The organism is Paraflavisolibacter caeni, from assembly GCF_025628885.1.
Classification (GTDB): Bacteria; Bacteroidota; Bacteroidia; order Chitinophagales; family Chitinophagaceae; genus Flavisolibacter; species Flavisolibacter caeni.
The window spans coordinates 65,312-85,089 of the sequence record NZ_JAOTIF010000027.1; the positions used below are offsets into that span (position 1 = coordinate 65,312).

A 19,778-nucleotide genomic window follows, 5' to 3' on the forward strand; every position below is an offset into this window, starting at 1 on the left:
GATCAATGAGAGGTTGGGAAGGTATTGCTAATTGAGGCTCAATCGAAGTGGAAGAAAATGATGATTATAACGTTTTAAAAAATATAAACTCAGGTGAGCGATCTGGTTAAAAATATATTTCGGTTGGGGGTTTTTATTTTGGTACAGGTTTATGTACTGAATAAAATACCAAGTCTGCACAGGTTCATTGTACCCTACCTGTATTATTTATTCATTCTGTGGCTTCCTTTTACAATGCCCCGGCTGGCCTTGTTGGCCATTGGTTTTGTTACGGGCCTTACACTTGATTACTTTAAAATGACCCCAGGCCTACATACTGCGGCCTGTGTTTTAATTGCATATGCACGTCCCTTCATTATTAACCTACTGATGCCTAAAGAAGTAACAGAATTTACATTCCGAGAACCTTCACCAAGGGCGATGGGTTGGGGGCCTTATGCTGTGTATGCGCTTATACTTACAGCAATTCACCACATTTATCTTGTCTTGTTGGAATGGCTTGACTTTGGAACTTTTCTTTCATTCATTATTAAAGTAACAGCGACTACGGCCATTAGTATGCTGCTTATTCTTACCGTGGAGTTGCTTTTCCCCCGCAGGATGAAGTATAGGACGAATACGGCGTGAGGGGACTGGAGACGATAAATGATAGGGGGTCGGAACCAGACGGATGTTTGATGAACGGGAAATAAGAAGGATAAAGGGTTGATATGAAAAATGATCGGCAAATAGGGATCGTCGGCAATAACTAACATTTTATACACACAGGACCATTATTTCTTATAAAAAAGTTAAACAAATCCTGTTTTTATTTGTTTTGATCAGTACATTCGCCTAAGTATTGATCAAATGCCGTATAACACAACAGAAATAACCAACTTCCCGAACGAAGAATGGAAAGAAGTAACTTTTGATTTTAAGTATGTTAACTCACTTAAAATCTATATTTCTAATTATGGGAGGGTAAAAAGCCAGTCAAAGCTTTCTTCTGGCCGCCTGTTAAAAGGTTCTTTACAGGACGGCTACCCCATCATTCGTCTAAAACTTTTTTCTGAACGAGACAAAGCAACCGAAGAAAAGCTTCAACGCTACAGAACTGATATTGCCGCGCTCAATAAGAAGTTATCAGCTACTATCAAAGAATTGAACAGCTGCGATAATGAGCGTAGGTCCGGGCAATTAAAAAGATCAATTGTATTGGAGGAAAAGGTTCTTTGTGCTCTGAAAAAGAAGTACAAGAAAGAGCTGGCAGAGGGTGAGCGTAAAAGAACAAAGAATACGGCTTTTCTCGTGCACCGGATGGTGGCTACTCATTTTTGCCACCGAGCATCCCAGGATCATAGTGTAGTTATTCACCAAGATTTCAATAAAAGAAACAACCGTCACACTAATCTTAAGTGGGTAACCCCGGCAGAAAGTGTTGTACATCAGCAAAAGAGCCCGGCTGTAATAGCAGACAAAGCACAAAGGCCAGGCAGGCGGGCAGAACACTCTAAGGGTTACAAACTCACTGTTACGCGCGTTATGATTTTAAAGAAACGCTTACAAGAAGGTAAACCGCTGAGATTACTTGCTAAGCAATTCAAAGTAACTGAAACACAGATCAAACGCATTCAGAGCGGAGAAAATTGGGCGGATGTTCCGGCAGCCACGTAGGACTGAGAACAGCTGTTAGTTACTCTCCTTTTTTTCTTTTTCCCAATATTTCATGGCAGCCCTTACTTCGCTGAAGGAGTAATCATTGCCTAATTTATTTTTTACTGAGGTGGCAAATACGGGCTCAGACTCCTCCTCCAGTACTTTTAATATCTTGTCCAATTTGGATTGGTCTACAAGTTCCAGGACATTTATTTCTCCTGTAGGAATAAAAGATGCCAAATGCCCTTCAATGGTGGAAGGAGCCAAGTTGCGCTCCTGAGCAATTTCAGCGATGCTTTTACCCTCCTTATATAACTGCAGGCTAAGCCGGTGGGTTTCCCCTTTTTCTTTCTTTTTAGCATGGTGCTCCTGCTGTTGCTCAGGCTCATTTATAGGCTGAGGTTTGTGCAGGGCTTCCACTGCCTCAAGTATTTCAGCACCACTTTTTGATTGATATAATGCTGCGGCAATGTTCTGCACGTTCTGGTATTGAAGCTTTTTGCGTTCTACTACTAACCGAAGAGCCTGTAGCTCTTTCATGTATTTCTTTACTCTACCCTTTTGTTTTGTTGCTTCCATATGATTATCAATGGATGAGAGCAACTTTTCGTCGGTTTCTTTGATGAACCAGCTACAAGCAGTGGCTGTGCGATTGTGTAATTGCTCGTAACCATCAGCAACACCTTCTTCAAAAAGCCGTATCAACTGCTTTTGAAACCTCAAGGCTACTTCCTGTAAATCCTGAACAATGTTCAGTAATCCGTTTGCCCAAGCCAAGGCGGCATCACCATCAGGAACCTGGCGCCGTTCGTAGCTTTCCGCGTGTAACTTAAATGCTTCCCAAACCTTGGCCCAGCTAAAACTTTGAACCAGCGAATCGCGAATGAACTGTTCCTGTTCTGCCTTCAGCATTTGCTGTAACCCTGCCTCATCGGGCTCGTTGGCTTCCAGAAAGCGAAATACCCTCTCGTCGGTATGAATGCAGCGCGGGTAAATTTTCGATTTCAATACCATGCCTTCCAGACCTGTCAAGCGGCTTAAAGCTACATATACCTGGCCGGCAGCGAAGGAGGCTCCAGCGTCTATAATGGCTTTGTCAAAGGTCAGCCCCTGGCTTTTATGGATGGTAATGGCCCAGGCCAGCCGGATGGGGTATTGCCTAAAAGTGCCCAGCTCTTCTTCTTCAATTTTATCGCTCTCCTGTGCATAGTGATAACGGATATTTTGCCACAGCTCCTTTTTCAATTCCAGCGTATCGGTCTCATTAGGAAAGGAAACAATCACCTTATCATCATTGATGGATTTTATAATTCCGATCTTTCCATTATAAAATTTACGGTGCTCTCCCACATCATTCTTCAAGAACATGATTTGAGCCCCAACCTTCAGAGACAGTGTTTCATCTGCAGGAAAAGAGCGGTCGGAAAACTCCCCAGACACTTCTGCTTTGAATTCGTGCACTCGTCCTGGTAATTTCTGCAACTCTGCCCGGTTAATCGCATCAGCTTTATCATTATGAGTGGTAAGGGTAATAAAGTTATCCTCCTTAGCCGGTGTAAACTGGGGCTGGAAATGCAGGTGCAGCTGCTCCAGATCCTGGGGTGAACATTGATTATTACGGATGTTGTTCAGGATATGGATAAAGGAGTTATCGCTTTGGCGATAGATCTTTTGCAATTCTATATAGACCGGTGGAGCTGCTTTTATGGCTAAAGAATCAAAGAAGAAGGGGCTTTCATAAAACTCTTTCAGCATAGCCCATTCATCATTTCTAGCCACTGGTGGCAGCTGGAAGAGGTCGCCGATGTACAACACCTGCACACCACCAAAGGGTAAAAGGGGCTGACGGCGAAAATGACGCAGGACAGCATCCATAGCGTCCAGGAGGTCGGCGCGAACCATAGAGACCTCGTCGATGACCAGCAGTTCCAGTTCGCGCAATATTTCGCGACGGCTGGCGCTCATGCGCATATTACGGAAAAGGGTGTGTTGATTGTTCACCTTGCCATCGTAAGCATTGGCCAAGCTTTTTTGCGTAGGCAAATAAGTGCCGGGCGGCAATTGAAAAAAGGAATGTATGGTAACGCCACCAGCATTGATAGCCGCCACACCGGTCGGTGCTACGATGGCCATCTTTTTATAGCTAGTTTCCTTTATGTATTTCAAAAAGGTGGTTTTGCCGGTTCCTGCCTTACCGGTAAGGAAGAGGTGTTTACTGGTTTGGTTGATAAAGGAAACAGCTGTTTGGAAAATAGTATTTGAGTTATCGAACTGGGTCATGATGAAAAGGCAAATAATAGAGACGAATTTATGAGGCGTATGGTTGATAGTGAGATCTTAAACAAAAAAGCTTTGTAAAGATTGAGCATTTGAAAATCATGAGCCCAAACTTTACAAAGCCGTATTAAAGGCAGTTCAATAATACTATTTCTGAGCGTTTTTATTGAAACTCACCATCCAGTTGATTCCGAATTTGTCAGTAAACATTCCAAAATAGTCGCCCCAGAAAGTATCGTTTAAAGGCATCGTAACTTTCCCTCCATTTGACAGACCATTGAATAAGCGGTCGGCTTCTTCTTTGCTATCTGCACCGATTGAGATAGAGAAGTTATTACCTTGTACAAAGGAAGGAGCCCATTCGCCGCCGGTATCACTCCCCATGAGCACTGTTTCTTTGCTGACCGGTAAGGAAACATGCATGATCTTGTCTTCCATTTCCTTAGGTAGCGGCGGCATACCTTCCTGAGCGGGCATGTCTTTGAATCTTCCTATATATGGGAATTCGCCACCAAATACTGATTTGTAAAAATTAAACGCTTCTTCGCAGTTTCCGTTGAAATTCAAATAAATGTTTACACTTGCCATTTTGAAATTGATTGGTTATTGGTTGATAGATCTTGCTAATTTACGAACCAACCCAATCCATTGTATTTTTAAATACCCAGAATGGATTTGAGTTTGGTATAACCGTTTTTGCTGACAGGTATCTTTGTTCCTGATTTTAATATTGCCACGTAGTTCTCCTTTTCATAAGGATCGAGGCGGGTAATTTCCTGAATGTTTACGATATAAGAACGATGTGTGCGCACAAACAGCTGCTGATCCAATGCTTTTTCGAATGAGCCCATGGTCTTATTTTTCAGAAAAGTTCCCTCCTTTGTATGAATCTTTACATAGTCATCTGCAGCTTCCAGATAGAAGATTTCAGGTAATGGAATGATCTTGATCTTTCCCGCTGTTTTTACTACGATGCGATTGATAGAAGCATTCTTTTCAACGACCGATTGTAATAGCGCCTGTGTGTTTTGTTGCTGGATTGTTCTTGTGCTTTGATTCAGGAATTTTTCCATTGCTTTATCGAAGCGATCCTTACTAAAAGGCTTTAACAGGTAATCAACAGCGTGGGTTTCAAAAGCTTTCAGCGCATACTCGTCAAAAGCTGTAGTGAAAATAACTGGAGGAGGATTTTCAATCAGTTCCAACATTTCAAAGCCATTGATCTTGGGCATCTGTATATCCAGGAATATAAGGTCGGGCTGGTGCAGATGTATCGCTTTAGCACCTTCAAAACCATCATTACATTCCTGAATCATCTGGATCTGTGGGTAGTCTTGTAAATATTCCAGAACAATCATCCGGGCCAGAGGTTCGTCATCTATGATCAATGCTTTCATGTAAGAAGTTTATGGCTTTTAGTTTATATTTTTTGGTTGCTCAAGTTGTATATTACCAGGCTGTGGAATTTTAATGGTGATTGTAAATAAATTGTCTATGGCTTCTGTTTTTAGTAAATCGGTCCTGGCAAATAACAGAAACAATCTTCGCTGAACAGAGTGCAACCCGAACCCTGTTCCATGTTTGGGTGAAGTTGTGGAAGGATCGAAAGGATTTTGTACAGCAATAATCAACATATTTCCTTCTTCTCTTGCATGTATGCTGATAGTCAGTTCTCCAGTGGTATCATACAATCCAAACTTAATAGCATTTTCCACAATGGGCTGCAGGAGTAAAGGGGGTAGCTGGCAGTTACTCCCCGCCTCGTTTTCAACCATTGTAGAAAGGCGGTGACCGAAGCGCACTTTTTCGATGTCAAGGTATAGTTGCAGATGTTGTAGTTCGTCTTCTAAACTAGTCCATTGCCTTTCTTCCTTTTTTAAGGTACCCCGCAAAAAGTCGGACAATTGCTGAATCATGGTGCGGGCCTGTTGCGGACGCACTCCTATTAGTGCATTGATTGAGTTTAAACTGTTGAATAAGAAGTGAGGCTGCAGTTGCTGACGCAACTTGAACAATTCAGCTTCTTTTGCCAGGTGTTCAGCCTCGGCTTTGCGTTTCTCAGCTTCCCGCTGATCCTGAAGTGTGTACCAAAGTGCACTGAGCAAAGCCATGCAACCAATTATCAAAAAGCCTATGACCAGACGCACCGGAATTGACAAGATAAAAAAGGACGGGAAATTATTGTAATCATTGATCACTGCGATGGTCAAAAAATAACTAATGAGCATCCATACTATAGTAAGCCCAACACACAACATGAAAACAAACAAAGACCGTTGCATGGTTGGCAAATAGAATCCCAAAATGCAGCTGACCAAAATACAGGCACCTATCAACAGGCCATTTGAAATGATACTATCCCATAAAGCTACAGAGAATGGATAGCCATATTTGTTCACTACAAGCGTATGCAGACATATCCACAATAGCCAACCAGCTGCAAACAGCCATAGAAAACGGGATACTTTTAAAGGTGAAGCAGCCAAGATAATTTATGATTTGTGATTTACAATTTACGAGATACAGTTTATGTTGGGAGTGTGATTAAGCGATAGCCTGCTGATAGTTGTTTGCACTGTAATACCTGCTTTGAATTTCTTCGGCTTTCAGGTGAATCAAGTCTATATACCTACCTGCATGATCCTGTTCTGTAATCCGAGAATATAGTTCAGCGCCATCTACTAAATCCAGCTGATTTAATTCTGATACATTAATGAAAACCCATTGTACCAGCTGTTGTTTCTGATTGTAAAAGTTGTCCTCTTCGCTAAGACCTATTTTTTTGGCTTTTGCAAAGGCTTCTTTTTCGTTGGAGGCACCAATCAGTCGCAACTGTTCATCAAATTGCGGTGTATGGTCGCCATCGCCACAAATAATCTGATATGTGATTTTTGCAAGGAACCAGTTCATAAAATACTGTTTTGAAAGTGAAGACGTGAAACGTCAAACGTGAATGGTGAATGGTCAATGGTGAATATGGAATCTTAAGAACTTTTTAGAAGCTACGGATTTCGATACCACCAAACAGGCATGTTCCTTCCAGGCGGATGACTTTGTTTGGATCTAAAGCCTGCCCACCTAACTGCCTTTTATCATCTACGCCACCAAAAATGGCTACAATTTCACTTTGAATATCCCAAGAAGCAGGAATAATCAGCTTAGTGCCGCCGAAAATGTTGGTGGCATCAATGGTTATTTTATCGGTAAAATCTGCTTGCCTCAGATCAATTTCAGCACCACCCATAAAGGTCGTAATATCACCGCCTTTCAGGTTTTTAGAAAAGACAATTTTCTTTACGCCACCAAAAGCCGTGGTGATATCAATAAAATCGTTTCCTCTTGCAGAGAAGTCATATGAACCCGATGGCTCACTTTTAACAGGTTGGTCTTCCATCATTGCCCGATGATTCTCAAAACGTTCTCTCCAGTGTTCGCCAAAACGATGACGGTGGCGTCTTGGTCGCAGGATAAATAAAATACCCAAAGCAATAATTATAAATGGCAGTATATAATTCCTTAATGAAATGCCAGGCAGAGCTTCGTCGGCAAGGAAAGCGCTACCTACCAGAATCAAAATAAACCAAGCAGGTCCCCGGAAACTATGTTTCAGACCTATGAATAAGCCTACAGCAATCAGAATGACCGGCCAGGTTAAGAGCCAACCCGGAAAGAAAACACCCATTGCCCTTGCCAAGAGTACGCTGCCAATGATCAAGAGAAAAAGACCAGCCCAAATATGTCCACGGCCTCTTTTTGGATATTGTTCCATTTTGTTTTTTTGTCAAAGTAACTGTGGGAAAACGTCAAAGGCAAGGGACAACAGGTAACTCGTAGCTGTTTTACCGGTAAACGTCGGGATATTTTCGGTAAAAAAGAGGGGGCAAAATCTGTTTCATGCTTCAGGTATGCTGTAAGTATGCTTCAGGTGTGCTTCAGCTATACTTGATCTATCCTGAAGGTATGGGTGGGTGGGTTGGATAAGGGGATCGTAGGGGGTAGGTATATGGTAGGTACGGGGTTGATCCGGAGTAGTATAGGAGTGGTCGAGGAGGAGGTAGTTAGCATGTACGGCTAATGTTTACTATAACTCTACTATATGTTTACTATAACTTTACTGTAAGTTTCCTATAACATTACTATAAGGGACAATTGGAATGACGATTGGGGGGAGAAAATATGGTAGATGAGAGATGATGGATGAGAGATGGCAGAGGGGATTTGGGATTTCGGGATTGGGAGGTTTGAGGTTTGGGGATGAAATGGAATTTTTCGTGGTGGAAGGACATGTGCTTAGGCGGCAGGAGTGGTAAAGAAATTATTACTGATGATGTTAAAATTGTAGTGTGCGGGGGTTGAAGGACCGGCTGGGCTTAATTTTACGGGCGATGAAAACAAACGATACCATTAGCCGCCTGCGCATGCTCGGCTATTGTGAAGCTTTCTCCTGGGTGCTTTTATTATTCATTGCCATGCCATTGAAGTACTTCGGTGGCCAACCCATTATGGTAAAATATGTAGGATGGGTTCATGGCATTCTTTTCATTTTGTATTCTCTACATTTGATATTGGCCATGCGGCTTCAAAGCTGGAGTTTCGGCAAGCTCGTAACCGGCGGAGTTGCAGCTTTTTTACCTTTCGGCACACTGTGGTTTGACAAGCGCATCAATTAAGGATTTAGTTGGCATAACTATTTCTGTTCAAAATAACTGAATCAATTAAAAAGTTATTTATGAAACGTTTGAACGGAAAAGTAGCCATTGTTACAGGGGGAGCCACAGGTATAGGTGAAGCCATTAGCCGTCTATTTGCCAAGGAAGGCGCCAAAGTTATTGTCAATGGCTTTCCTGAAGATCCTGTCATGGATGTAGTGAGCAGTATTACCAACAAGGGAGATTTTGCAGCCCCATTTGTTGGTGATGTTTCCGTTGAGGAAAATGCCATGGCCTGTGTGCAATTTGCCATACAAACTTTCTATAAGCTTGATATCCTGATCAACAATGCCGGCGTTTTTCCTGTTATGGAGCAAATCCATAACTATCCAACTGACGCCTTTGATTACGTCATGCGCAATAATATCAGAACAGCGTTTCTCATGACGAAATATGCCATACCTGAATTGAAGAAGACCAAGGGCTGTATTGTTTCTGCCGGTTCTGAAGCAGGTTTCCTTGGTCTTGCAGAAAATGCCCCTTATGGCGGATCCAAGGGGTGGATACATGCTTTTACGCGAGGTGTTGCTGTTGAGCAAGCCCAGCATGGCATCAGGGCCAATTGTGTTTGTCCCGGAGCTATTGATACAGCGTGGACTCATAAGGAACACGGGCCTATGAAAAAGAAGCATGAAAAAATGATTATTGAAGGCACGCCTTTGGGCCGTAGGGGAACACCGGAAGAGATAGCCAATGCCTACCTGTTCCTAGCGTCGGATGAAGCTTCTTATGTGACAGGAGCACTGTTTTCTGTGGATGGTGGCATTACGATTGCGAAGGGGGCAGTTGGCAAAATGGCGGATAAGGATGTGAAAAAGGAACCTGAAGACAACTTAGACCTGAAGCATGATATGGATGGAGCGACGGATATGATCAGGGGCAGATGAATGTAGAACTATAAAAAATAACAATGCCTGCAAATCTGTTCGATACATTAAGTACAATCAGTTTGCAGGCATTGTTATTTTAAACAAATACTAGACCGGGAGATAGTTTTTAACCTTGCCCAGGAGATCAGACTCCTGAAAGGGCTTAGCCAAGAAATCATCGGCTCCGTAATCCCTAATATTTTTTTGAGCACTGGGATGGCCAGAAAAAACAATTACAGGTATATGCTTGCTCACATCACGACTTTTCAAAAACTTGCAGATGTTCCTGCCATCGGAACCTGAAAGCAAAACATCTAAAAGAATGAGGTCGGGTTTAAATGCATTTACCTGTTCATAAGCTTGTGCTTCGTACGCAGCACTTGCCACCTCGTAGCCATTTTTCTTTAATGTCAATTTAATGACAGTAATCATATCCGGATCGTCATCAATTACCAAAATCTTATGCATGTAATCTTTTTAAATGATTAACTCTAAAACACTGATTGCATGACTTCCTCACAACCTTCTTGAAAAGAAAATGGAAGTGTTTGTAATAAAAATAGAAAAAAATAGTTTTCAGAGAACAATTCGCCTCTGTTTATTGGGTTTATAACTGATTGTTTATAATTATTTTGTAGAAAACACTTACTTAGATCGTGTTTTTTCTTCATTTGTTGCCCTGTGGGGCAAAGGGATAAGGGTCACCAATGCATTGCGGTGTCCAAGCTAAATTCAAGCATACCTTTTACTGAATCAAGCTTCTTTTACTTTTCCTGAAGTAAACTGATTTTTTATGTATTCATTGAAAAATGATCCAGCAGAACCTTCACATTCTATGTACAACAAAAAGACCTTCCAAAGCCGTAATGGCACATCGTAGTAACGGTAAATATTGCCCGTGCGGAATTCTATTTCCATGATCTTGTCTTTTTCAATGTATTCCACCCGGTGTATTGTTGCAGATTTTGTAGTAAATACAGGCTTCCCCATGAGTTTTAATTCAAGACTAATAATAAAAAAATTGTACCAACCTTGAGTTTGCGATCTTAAGAGTTAAATGAGTATTCAGCAGGGTTCTGTAGATGAAGCAGAGAACTATAACTACAACCAATAGTGGGTCGAGAAAAACTTCTTGCATAAAGTTTGTAGATTAAGAGTATGATCAGAAAGGTTAGAGAAAAAATCGGTAAGGTTTGGGCCAGCGTGGCGTTATTGTCAATTGAAATAATAGTAGTTGGAGCTTTATTTCTAGGAGCTTTCACAGGCTTTGTGTTTATGGTCAGGCGGGTTTTTCACCTGCACGATACTAAGCTGGATTACGAAGTATTTAACTATTTAAGCAAGCACGTAAATGGCACGAATAATTCTATAATGCTAGGCATTACTTTTCTTGGACGACATGAATTCCTGATCCCAGCGAACCTGTTCCTCATTTTTTATTTCCTGGTGGTTAAAAAACATAAATGGTATTCTATTAAAGTACCCGCCATAGCACTGAGCAGCCTTGCTTTGATGTTTTTATTGAAACACCTGTTCGGACGAGAGCGGCCACTAACCCCATTATTAGAAGAAGCAAAAGGAATGAGTTTTCCCAGCGGGCATGCATTAATGAGCGTAACTTTTTATGGCTTATTGATTTATATTATCTGGCAGTCTGTAAAAAATAAAAAGCTTCGCCTGGCACTCACATTTGCCTTGATTTTATTGATCCTGCTGATCGGCTTTAGCCGGATTTACCTGAGGGTGCATTATACTACTGATGTTATTGCCGGCTTTTGTATGGGTTTCTTATGGCTGGTAGTTTCTATCTGGGTTGTTGACCAGTTTGAAAAGTTCAGCAAGCGCAAAGTAAGCCCAATAGTAGAGAATCCAACCAAGCCAATCGGTATAGAACAGTAACCCCCAACTCACCCCCAGTCCGCCTCAGGCGGAGAGCATCCACGCACATTAATAAGATACAGGTTTTTGGGCTGGCTGTCCGGTATCGGATTTAGCTGTATCGTATTTAGGTTTGGAGGTATCTATTTTTTCTCTTTTCTGAAGATCCTCGCGGTCTTCCATCATTGTTGTATCTGTAGCAGGATTCCATCCTTCACCGGTTGAGTCCACTAAAGCGCCATCTGAGTCATTTGTGCCTATACCATCATCCACAACACCACCCTGGTCTGAATGGCTGCCACAAGCTGTAAACAATGCTGCGCCTACCAAAACAATGAATATCTTTTTCATAAGTCCTATTTGTAATTGTTAAGTACTGCAAGTTTTTTGCCACTATAACCAGCCAAAATAATAAGCTGATCAATATTGTTTCCCTCAGTATAAGAAACTATTTTTGTTCTAAACTGATTTAACTGTTTATGAAAAACTTATTTTCTATCGCAACACTATTTGCGTTGCTGCTCTCCAGTTGTGGTCCATCCATTTATAAGACGACAGATTTCCAGGACGTGACCAAGGACCACAAAACAATTGCTATTATTCCGGCTACAGTAATGATCCAACTACGTCCCAACGAAGCCAAGAAATTGACTCCGGAGCAGATTGAAAAAAATGAAGAGGCTACCGGTTATGCGATGCAGGAAAAAATGTATGGATGGTTTCTGCGCCGCAGCAGTAAATACCATTTCACGGTTAATTTCCAGGATGTAAGCGAAACCAATGCATTGCTGCAGAATGCTAAGCTTTCTTATAAAGACATTATGAAAAAGTCGAAGGGCGAATTGGCTAAAATATTGGGAGTTGATGCTGTTATTTCTGCCTCACTACACACTGATAAACCAATGAACGAAGGTGTGGCAGTAGCCTTAGGATTGTTAGTTGGTTATTGGGGTAATACCAATAAAGCTTATACAACAATCGATATACATGAAGGCAAAAAAGGAAACCTATTATGGAAATACGATTATGAAGCTTCGGGCTCTGTAGGTAGCAACCCTGAAAACTTAGTAAATGCTCTAATGCGTAATGCATCCAAGAAGTTTCCTTATAATGCAAAAAGTTGATCCAATTTATCCTGTTAGCTAATACAGGTGATCCAAATAACGAACAAAACCCGGTTTAGCCGGGTTTTGTTCGTTATTTAACGATTAGGATATCCTTTAGGCGGCGTGAAAATGCTACCTTTGCGCCTTCAATTTTAGGCTATTATGATTTCTGTAAATAATATAACGCTATCATTCGGTAAGAGAGTGCTGTTTGATGAGGTAAACATCAACTTCACCAAGGGCAATTGCTATGGTGTGATTGGCGCCAATGGAGCTGGTAAATCAACTTTCTTAAAGATTTTATCTGGCGAAATTGAGCCTAATAAGGGTTCGGTAAGCATTACGACAGGCGAACGCATGGCTGTATTGAAACAGAATCACTTTGAATTTGATAATGTTACTGTACTCAATACAGTGCTGATGGGTCATAAGAAGATGTGGGATGTGATGCATGAGAAAGACGCCATTTACCTGGATCCTGATGCTACAGAAGACGATTATATGCGTGCTGGTCACCTTGAAGCTGAGTATGGCGAGATGGGTGGCTATACGGCAGAAAGTGATGCCGGCAGCATGTTAGGCGAACTGGGTGTGAAGGAAGAGTTTCACCAAAGCCTGATGAAGGACATTCCTTCCAACATGAAAGTGCGGGTGCTTTTGGCCCAAGCCATATTTGGTAACCCGGACATCCTGCTGCTCGATGAGCCTACCAACGGACTGGATATAGAAACCATTGGCTGGCTGGAAAACTTCCTGGCCGATTACGAGAACATCGTATTGGTTGTATCCCACGACCGTCACTTCCTGGATGCGGTATGTACACACGTAGCTGACGTGGACCGCCAGAAAATCAAGGTATTTACCGGTAACTATACTTTCTGGTACGAGTCATCGCAGTTGATGGCCCGCCAGTTGAGCGATAAGAATAAAAAGACTGAAGATAAGCGCCAGGCTTTGATTGACTTTATTGCCCGCTTCTCGGCCAATGCGTCTAAGAGCCGCCAGGCTACTGCCCGTAAGAAGGCATTGGAAAAGCTCACTATTGAAGAAATTGAGCCATCTAACCGCCGTTACCCAGGCATTATCTTCCAACCTCAGCGTGAGGTAGGTAACCAAATCCTGAATGTAGAAAACCTGAAGTCTTCAGTAGAAGGCCGCCGGCTTTTTGATAAAGTGACTTTCAGCGTAAACAAGGGTGAGAAGATCGCATTGTTGAGTAAAGACCCGTTGGCTGTTACCAACTTCTTTGAAATCATCAACGGTAATATGCAGGCTGATGCCGGTAAGTTTGAGTGGGGTACTACTATTACCAAAGCCTACCTGCCATTGGAAAACAATGAGTTCTTCAAGCAAGGTTTAACCCTGCTTGATTGGCTGCGTCAGTACGTGCCGCCTCATGTTACTGATGCCGATGAACCATTTCTTAGAGGTTTTCTTGGAAAAATGCTGTTCAGTGGTGATGATATCATGAAGAAGACAAACGTACTGAGTGGAGGTGAAAAAGTGCGTTGTATGCTCAGCCGGATGATGTTGCAGAACCCCAACCTGATTGTTTTGGACCAGCCGACCAACCACCTGGACCTGGAGAGCATCCAAAGCTTCAACGAAGGCTGTCAGACATTCCCAGGTATTGTGTTGTTGACATCACATGACCATACCTTTATGCAGACGGTGGCCAACAGGGTGATTGAATTGACACCTAATGGCATTATCGACCGCCTGATGACATTTGATGAGTACATTGAAGACAAGAGGGTGAAGCAATTGAGAGAAGAGATGTACCAGAGGGCGGTAGCGGTATAAGTATGTAGTTAAGAAATAGTTTTTCAATAGTAAAAGGGTATCGGAATGATACCCTTTTTATTTATTTCTAAAAATATCAAGCTGTGCATTATCTTCAATGCATAAATTGGATAGAGGTAAAACTTCATTCTGATTTAATAAATGTATCTACACCAAAACTGAATCATGAAAAAAAACGTCTTTTGTATTCTTACAGTTATCTCACTATTTTTTATTAGTTCGTGCCAGAAAGAAATTTCTTCAGAAGAAAACAATTCAACACAAGCATTAGGAAAGTGGAACATCAACAGTGCTGTTCAATGGTGGTCCCCAACAGGCGGATCAACGGTAAAAGATACTTTCAGCTTTGCCGGTGAAGGGGTTTATCGAGATTTCAGAAGTGATGGTAAAGTTTATTCGCTCTTAACAGACGGTTTCACTTTATTTTATGACACAGCAAACTTCAAAATCTCCGGCAATAAAATCATTTTATGGAACTCCAGTTATAGAGATACTGGAGATATTCAGAAATTAACCAGAAATGAATTTTCCTTGTATAAAAAAACCCTCATCAATAATAGTATTGACAAGGGAATTCTTGAAGTATGGAATCATATGACCAAGTAAGGTGCTAATTGGAAACAAACTTCAGCCCGATGATGGAGGCTATGAGGGTGAAGAGAAAAAATACACGCCAGAATTCAGCGGGCTCTTTAAAGTATAAGATGCCTACCAATACGGTTCCTACGGCACCAACGCCAGTCCATACGGCATAAGCAGTTCCAATAGGTAATGTTTGAGTAGCCTTATAGAGGAGGAACATGCTGATGGATAGGGAGATAAAGAAACCAACCATCCAAAGGGTGGCTGTTGTGCCTGATGTTTCCTTTGCTTTGCCTAGGCAGGTGGCAAAGCCTACTTCGAAAAGACCAGCGATGATCAGGATAATCCAATTCATTTTTATGGGTTATAAGTCGCGTAGATGATAAAATAAATGACGAATGACTTCATATTGGGGGTGACCCTCTATTAGTCATTCGTCATTTATTTAGTGCCCGAAAATAGAGAAAATATCTCTATTGCAGTTCAGGGGCGTTGAAGGTGTCGCCCTGGTTGATATCACCAGTTTGGTAGCCTTTCTTGAACCAGTACATTCTTTGCTGAGAGGTGCCGTGGGTAAATGACTCAGGAACTACATATCCCTGGGCTTCCTTTTGCAGGCGGTCATCCCCAATGGCATTAGCGGCATTTAAGGCTTCCTCTATATCACCACTTTCCACAACATTTTTCAACTTATCAGCATAATGAGCCCACACACCGGCCAGAAAGTCTGCCTGCAACTCCATACGTACAGAATACTGGTTGTACTCTTCCTTATCCATTTGTTGCCGCATCCGGGCCATTTTGTCGGAAATCCCTAAAAGGGTTTGGACATGGTGCCCAACTTCGTGTGCTACCACGTAGGCCATAGCAAAATCTCCAGGTGCCTGGAAGCGTTCCTGCAATTCCTGATAAAAGGAAAGATCAACATATAGTTTCTGATCGCCGGGGCAATAGAACGGACCAGAAGCCGAACTTGCCATTCCACAGGCAGACTGAACTCCGTCACGGAATAAAACTAAAGTAGGTTCTGGGTAATCTTTACCCATTTTTTTGAACAATTGGTTCCATATATCCTCTGTATCAGCCAAAACAACTTTTACAAATTGGGCTCTTTGATCGTCTGCGGCCTTCTCTTCGGCTGTCATTTCGCGGCCCTGGTTAGGCAGCTGTTGTGGCAGCTGCGACACATCGCCTCCACCTAATAAGAAGTTCAATACTAAGACGATAACGCCTAATATCCCACCACCAACGGCCACTTGTCCACCGGAGATACCACGGCGGTCTTCCACGTTGGAACTCTGTCTTCTACCTTGCCATAACATAATTTCAAACCTGGATGTAGGGAGATGAATTCCCTTTGTTTAAAAATAGGTTTACTCAAAAGGAGGATAAAAAAGCGTGCCGGATGTTAGTAGAAGGGATTGAAGAACGAGGTTCCAATCCCTTCTCAATACTTGTCTACAGTGGATATGTGTTCTTTTGAATCAACACTTCGGAGATACGGCGACGAGCATCTTTACTGTTGAAGGGCTGTGCCTTGGTAAAGCGTCTCAGGCCCATTTGCATCATGCGCAGTTCATCGCCATCGGCAAAGGCATTCAGTGCATCCTTACCATGCTTTAAGATCCTGTCGGCGGCATCATATAAATAGCAGGATAGTATATCCTTATACACCTGGCTGTCGCCTTCTGATCCGGAGAGTTTTATTACCCGAAGTAATAAGCTTTCAGCCACGAAAGTGTAGATAGACATATCAGCAATGTTCATCAACACTTCCTGTTCGTTTTCCAGTTTCATCATCAGCTTTTGTACAGCAGCCCCTGCTGTGAGCAGGATAGCTTTCTTGAAGTTGGCCACCATCTTGCGTTCTTCAGCAAAAGGTGTTTCGTCTTCAGATCCAAAATCAGGAATGCTCATGAGTTCTTTTTGTACTTCCATTGCAGCACCCATCAAGTTGAGGCGGCCCTGTAATGCACGTTTCAGGGTCATGTCTACAATGAGCAAGCGGTTGATCTCATTAGTGCCTTCAAAGATGCGGTTGATACGGCTATCCCGGTAAGCTCTTGAGATATTATACTCGGCACTAAAGCCATTCCCACCATGGATCTGAACACCTTCGTCCACTACAAAGTCTAAGGTTTCACTCCCCATTACTTTGAGGATGGCACATTCGATGGCGTATTCTTCTGCAGCAGTCAGAACAGCTTCGTTATAGGGTTTGCCACCTTCCAGCAGTTCTGCTTCCTTACTGTCTATCCACTTTGCAGTGCGGTATAAGGCACTTTCACAAGCAAAGGTGCGTATAGCCATCTCAGCCAATTTGTGTTTGATCGCACCAAAGTTGGCGATGGGTTGTTTGAACTGCTCGCGTGTGTTGGCATATTGCACTGAATTGGTGATGGCATGACGGGTACCACCCAAGGCAGCTGCACAAAGTTTGAGGCGGCCAATGTTTAAAATATTGAAGGCGATCTTATGGCCCTTACCTATTTCTCCCAGCAGGTTTTCTACCGGCACTTTACAATCCTGGAAGTACAACTGTACAGTTGAGGAGCCTTTTATCCCCATCTTGTGTTCTTCGGGTCCTTGTGTAAAACCCTCGAAACCTCTCTCCACTATAAAGGCTGAAAATTTATCTCCATCGATCTTAGCAAAGACGGTGTAGACGTCGGCAAAGCCGCCATTGGTGATCCAGCATTTCTGGCCATTCAGTACATAGTATTTCCCATCTTCGGACAGGCGGGCTGAAGTCTTTGCACTCAGGGCATCGCTACCGCTATTAGGTTCTGTCAAGCTATAGGACCCTATCCATTCTCCACTCAGCAGTTTGGGAAGGTATTTTTGCTTTTGCTCCGGAGTTCCAAAATACAGGATAGGGAGTGTGCCAATGCCAGTATGGGCTGCGATGGCTACAGAAAAGGAATGGCCGGCTCCCAAATAATCGTTGATGATGGTGGAAGTAATAAAGTCCTTACCCAGGCCGCCATATTCTTCAGGGAAAGCAGCAGCCAGCAGCCCTTGCTCTCCAGCTTTTTCCATTAGGGAACGCATAAGGCCGGGTTCCTGGTGGTCTATTCTTTCAAGTAAGGGGATGATTTCAGTCTGAAGGAATTGTTCGCACATATCGCGAATCATTCGTTGCTCTTCAGTAAACTCTTCAGGTGTAAAAATGGAAGCGCTTTCTTTAATGAGCCATTCGCCTCCTTTTAATGCTTTTGTTACTGTGGTTTGCATGATGACGGGTTTTATGGGTTTTAGAGGGTTAAATTGTCGTATACTTTCTGCAAGACTTCCTTACATAAATCAATCTGTTCTGCCGGAACACCTTCCAGGGCTTCTTTCAGGGTTTCTTCTGCCAGCAGCATGGTTTGCTCATGGAGCAATAGCGCGTGCTCGGTCAGATGAATTTTGTTAATGCGTTTGTCATTTTCGGAAGGCACTCTTTTTACCAGGCCAGATCTTTCCAAGTTATCCACCAGGCGGGTGATACTAGGTTTATCCCGGAAAGTAGCATTGCACAATTCCTGCTGGCTTTTGCCGTCTTCCTTCCACAAATGATATAAAACGCTCCATTGCTCGATGGTTAGATTGAGCCCGTGTGCGTTGAATTTCTTTTGCAAGCGCCTCGCTATGGCGATGGAAGCTTTTCCTGTAATAAAGCTGTATAATTCGCCTTTCTTGAATTGGTAGTCAAGCATATGGTTGTTTATGCAACTATTTAAAGTTAATAAAAAGATTGGAAGAAAGGAAGGAATGATAAATAAAGAGACAGAGGAGTCAAGGTTTTATGGGGGAAGAGGAAGGGGGAAGAAAAGATGCTTTTTAGAAGTTCTGGAACGAAGGAGGGATACTGTTGCCCTACTGTAGGTATACTGATGGTATGCTTCAGGTATACTTGAGGTACGAAGGATCCCTGCTGGAAAGCTGAAGGGGAAGCGGACAAAAGCGGCCACTTCCTGCCATTTCATGCCAAAGCGGCCAGGAGGTTTTTGCTTGTGGATGGGGCGGAGTAGCTTTAGGGGTAAATGGATTTAGAAGATGAATCAGGTCTATATCAATAGCAAAGAAAGGGTGGTGATCAAGGATGGCAAGAAGGTACCTAGACTCTTGTTGGGCATGATTAGGGGCTCGATTGGGAAGTGCTTTGTGGTGAAGCATTATAGGGGGAACAAGAAAAAGAAGTGGAAGAAAAGGATCGTGATCACCAAGTACCCAGACATGAGTGGCATAGTGGCTTCTGAAAAGCAGCGGGTAAGGAGGGATTTGTTTAAGGAGGCAGTGGTGTATGCAAGGTGGATCCTCTCGGATGCGGAAAGGAAGGAGGAATTTAGGAAGACATTGCCAAGGAAGAAGCGGAAGCATGTGTACCAGGCTGCTATTCGGTTGTACATGAGCAGGCAGGGAGACAAGCAGTGGCTCCGTAAGCAGCTGGCGGTGAGAGGCATGATGAGCACGGGCAGAAGGGAGATGGTGGAGTTTGTGAATGGGCAATGGTCAATGGGGAATTTGAGAGGGGGGCATGCTGATGGGGTAAAGGGTGGGGAGCAGAGGGAAGCCTGGAAGGTGTTGTGGCAGAAAGAAGAGGCGGTTGGGCCTGAGGGAGTAGATGTTTTAAGAAGAGAACCGGGAGGCTTAGAAGTATTGAAAATTTAGAGCGGTAAGGGGTAGAATTTAGTTCGTTTTTGTTGTTTTCAGATAAGCACTACAGATGGGCTCATGCAGATTGGACAACAAAGAAAGCGAATGAAGAAGTTTATGGAAGGCTGTGCGAATCAGCTCGTTATGGAGTTAAGAAAAATTCACTTGCCTGGATGAGCTTGGTTCGTAAATTTATCTACTGTTATATTCCAATTAAATCAATTTTAACTAACTTATTATGAGAGTACTTTCTTTTTTGTTGTTGATTTCACTCATTA

22 protein-coding genes are annotated in these 19,778 nt (G+C 42.7%); 9 read left to right on the forward strand and 13 right to left on the reverse strand.

Annotation, left to right across the window (positions count from 1 at the left end; translation table 11 throughout):
* Nucleotides 1-93: 93 nt before the first annotated feature.
* Together OCK74_RS23285 and OCK74_RS23290 are read left to right on the forward strand one after the other, a co-directional pair.
* The gene (locus OCK74_RS23285) at nucleotides 94-627 is read left to right on the forward strand and encodes a rod shape-determining protein MreD (protein ID WP_279299504.1); all 534 of its coding nucleotides are present in this window, start codon (nucleotides 94-96) and stop codon (nucleotides 625-627) included.
* Between the two features lie 222 nt (nucleotides 628-849).
* Entirely contained in the window at nucleotides 850-1,656 is an 807-nt protein-coding gene (locus OCK74_RS23290; protein WP_279299505.1) for an NUMOD4 domain-containing protein, read from the forward strand.
* 15 nt (nucleotides 1,657-1,671) lie between these two features.
* On the opposite strand, the gene OCK74_RS23295 is transcribed toward OCK74_RS23290, so the two are convergent.
* The 6 genes from OCK74_RS23295 to OCK74_RS23320 form a co-directional block, all read right to left on the reverse strand.
* Nucleotides 1,672-3,918, reverse strand: a complete 2,247-nt coding sequence (locus OCK74_RS23295; RefSeq protein WP_279299506.1) for a helix-turn-helix domain-containing protein — start codon at nucleotides 3,916-3,918, stop codon at nucleotides 1,672-1,674.
* Between the two features lie 144 nt (nucleotides 3,919-4,062).
* Entirely contained in the window at nucleotides 4,063-4,503 is a 441-nt protein-coding gene (locus tag OCK74_RS23300; protein ID WP_279299507.1) for a VOC family protein, read from the reverse strand.
* 68 nt (nucleotides 4,504-4,571) lie between these two features.
* The gene (locus tag OCK74_RS23305; RefSeq protein WP_279299508.1) at nucleotides 4,572-5,312 is read right to left on the reverse strand and encodes a LytR/AlgR family response regulator transcription factor; all 741 of its coding nucleotides are present in this window, start codon (nucleotides 5,310-5,312) and stop codon (nucleotides 4,572-4,574) included.
* Between the two features lie 18 nt (nucleotides 5,313-5,330).
* Complete coding sequence (locus tag OCK74_RS23310; RefSeq protein ID WP_279299509.1) at nucleotides 5,331-6,401, reverse strand: sensor histidine kinase; 1,071 nt, start codon at nucleotides 6,399-6,401, stop codon at nucleotides 5,331-5,333.
* A gap of 58 nt (nucleotides 6,402-6,459) precedes the next feature.
* Nucleotides 6,460-6,825 carry a DUF4288 domain-containing protein gene (locus OCK74_RS23315; RefSeq protein WP_279299510.1) on the reverse strand — a complete coding sequence of 122 codons (366 nt, stop codon included), beginning with the start codon at nucleotides 6,823-6,825 and terminating at the stop codon, nucleotides 6,460-6,462.
* A gap of 85 nt (nucleotides 6,826-6,910) precedes the next feature.
* Nucleotides 6,911-7,684: a LiaF transmembrane domain-containing protein gene (locus OCK74_RS23320; RefSeq protein WP_279299511.1), complete on the reverse strand. Its 774-nt coding sequence runs from the start codon at nucleotides 7,682-7,684 to the stop codon at nucleotides 6,911-6,913.
* Nucleotides 7,685-8,300: 616 nt separating this feature from the next.
* Between OCK74_RS23320 and OCK74_RS23325 the strand changes: the two genes are divergently transcribed.
* Nucleotides 8,301-8,585 (forward strand): DUF3817 domain-containing protein, encoded by a 285-nt coding sequence (locus OCK74_RS23325; protein WP_279299512.1) that lies wholly within the window; start codon nucleotides 8,301-8,303, stop codon nucleotides 8,583-8,585.
* A 59-nt stretch (nucleotides 8,586-8,644) separates the two neighbouring features.
* On the forward strand, nucleotides 8,645-9,511 hold the full coding sequence (locus tag OCK74_RS23330; protein ID WP_279299513.1) for an SDR family NAD(P)-dependent oxidoreductase: 867 nt from the start codon (nucleotides 8,645-8,647) through the stop codon (nucleotides 9,509-9,511).
* A 90-nt stretch (nucleotides 9,512-9,601) separates the two neighbouring features.
* Here the strand turns inward: OCK74_RS23330 and OCK74_RS23335 are convergent, their stop codons facing one another.
* Both OCK74_RS23335 and OCK74_RS23340 read right to left on the reverse strand, forming a co-directional pair.
* Nucleotides 9,602-9,961, reverse strand: a complete 360-nt coding sequence (locus tag OCK74_RS23335; RefSeq protein ID WP_279299514.1) for a response regulator — start codon at nucleotides 9,959-9,961, stop codon at nucleotides 9,602-9,604.
* A 285-nt stretch (nucleotides 9,962-10,246) separates the two neighbouring features.
* Nucleotides 10,247-10,483 (reverse strand): KTSC domain-containing protein, encoded by a 237-nt coding sequence (locus OCK74_RS23340; RefSeq protein ID WP_279299515.1) that lies wholly within the window; start codon nucleotides 10,481-10,483, stop codon nucleotides 10,247-10,249.
* 168 nt (nucleotides 10,484-10,651) lie between these two features.
* Here OCK74_RS23340 and OCK74_RS23345 point away from each other — a divergent pair, with 168 nt between their 5' ends.
* Nucleotides 10,652-11,392 (forward strand): phosphatase PAP2 family protein, encoded by a 741-nt coding sequence (locus OCK74_RS23345; RefSeq protein ID WP_279299516.1) that lies wholly within the window; start codon nucleotides 10,652-10,654, stop codon nucleotides 11,390-11,392.
* A 48-nt stretch (nucleotides 11,393-11,440) separates the two neighbouring features.
* On the opposite strand, the gene OCK74_RS23350 is transcribed toward OCK74_RS23345, so the two are convergent.
* Entirely contained in the window at nucleotides 11,441-11,722 is a 282-nt protein-coding gene (locus OCK74_RS23350) for a hypothetical protein (protein WP_279299517.1), read from the reverse strand.
* A gap of 128 nt (nucleotides 11,723-11,850) precedes the next feature.
* Here OCK74_RS23350 and OCK74_RS23355 point away from each other — a divergent pair, with 128 nt between their 5' ends.
* From OCK74_RS23355 to OCK74_RS23365, 3 genes are all read left to right on the forward strand, one after another.
* The gene (locus tag OCK74_RS23355) at nucleotides 11,851-12,495 is read left to right on the forward strand and encodes a hypothetical protein (RefSeq protein WP_279299518.1); all 645 of its coding nucleotides are present in this window, start codon (nucleotides 11,851-11,853) and stop codon (nucleotides 12,493-12,495) included.
* Between the two features lie 144 nt (nucleotides 12,496-12,639).
* Nucleotides 12,640-14,280: an ABC-F family ATP-binding cassette domain-containing protein gene (locus OCK74_RS23360; RefSeq protein ID WP_279299519.1), complete on the forward strand. Its 1,641-nt coding sequence runs from the start codon at nucleotides 12,640-12,642 to the stop codon at nucleotides 14,278-14,280.
* Nucleotides 14,281-14,445: 165 nt separating this feature from the next.
* Nucleotides 14,446-14,886: a hypothetical protein gene (locus OCK74_RS23365; RefSeq protein WP_279299520.1), complete on the forward strand. Its 441-nt coding sequence runs from the start codon at nucleotides 14,446-14,448 to the stop codon at nucleotides 14,884-14,886.
* Between the two features lie 4 nt (nucleotides 14,887-14,890).
* Here the strand turns inward: OCK74_RS23365 and OCK74_RS23370 are convergent, their stop codons facing one another.
* The 4 genes from OCK74_RS23370 to OCK74_RS23385 all read right to left on the reverse strand — a co-directional run bounded on the left by OCK74_RS23370 (nucleotide 14,891) and on the right by OCK74_RS23385 (nucleotide 18,560).
* A complete protein-coding gene (locus tag OCK74_RS23370) occupies nucleotides 14,891-15,217 on the reverse strand; it encodes a DMT family transporter (RefSeq protein WP_279299521.1) in 327 nt (108 codons plus the stop codon).
* A 118-nt stretch (nucleotides 15,218-15,335) separates the two neighbouring features.
* Nucleotides 15,336-16,184, reverse strand: a complete 849-nt coding sequence (gene ypfJ, locus OCK74_RS23375; RefSeq protein WP_279299522.1) for a KPN_02809 family neutral zinc metallopeptidase — start codon at nucleotides 16,182-16,184, stop codon at nucleotides 15,336-15,338.
* A gap of 136 nt (nucleotides 16,185-16,320) precedes the next feature.
* Nucleotides 16,321-18,096, reverse strand: coding sequence for an acyl-CoA dehydrogenase family protein (locus tag OCK74_RS23380; RefSeq protein ID WP_279299523.1), 1,776 nt, complete (start codon nucleotides 18,094-18,096; stop codon nucleotides 16,321-16,323).
* 20 nt (nucleotides 18,097-18,116) lie between these two features.
* Entirely contained in the window at nucleotides 18,117-18,560 is a 444-nt protein-coding gene (locus OCK74_RS23385) for a MarR family winged helix-turn-helix transcriptional regulator (protein WP_279299524.1), read from the reverse strand.
* 340 nt (nucleotides 18,561-18,900) lie between these two features.
* Here OCK74_RS23385 and OCK74_RS23390 point away from each other — a divergent pair, with 340 nt between their 5' ends.
* A complete protein-coding gene (locus OCK74_RS23390; RefSeq protein ID WP_279299525.1) occupies nucleotides 18,901-19,515 on the forward strand; it encodes a hypothetical protein in 615 nt (204 codons plus the stop codon).
* Nucleotides 19,516-19,778 lie beyond the last annotated feature (263 nt).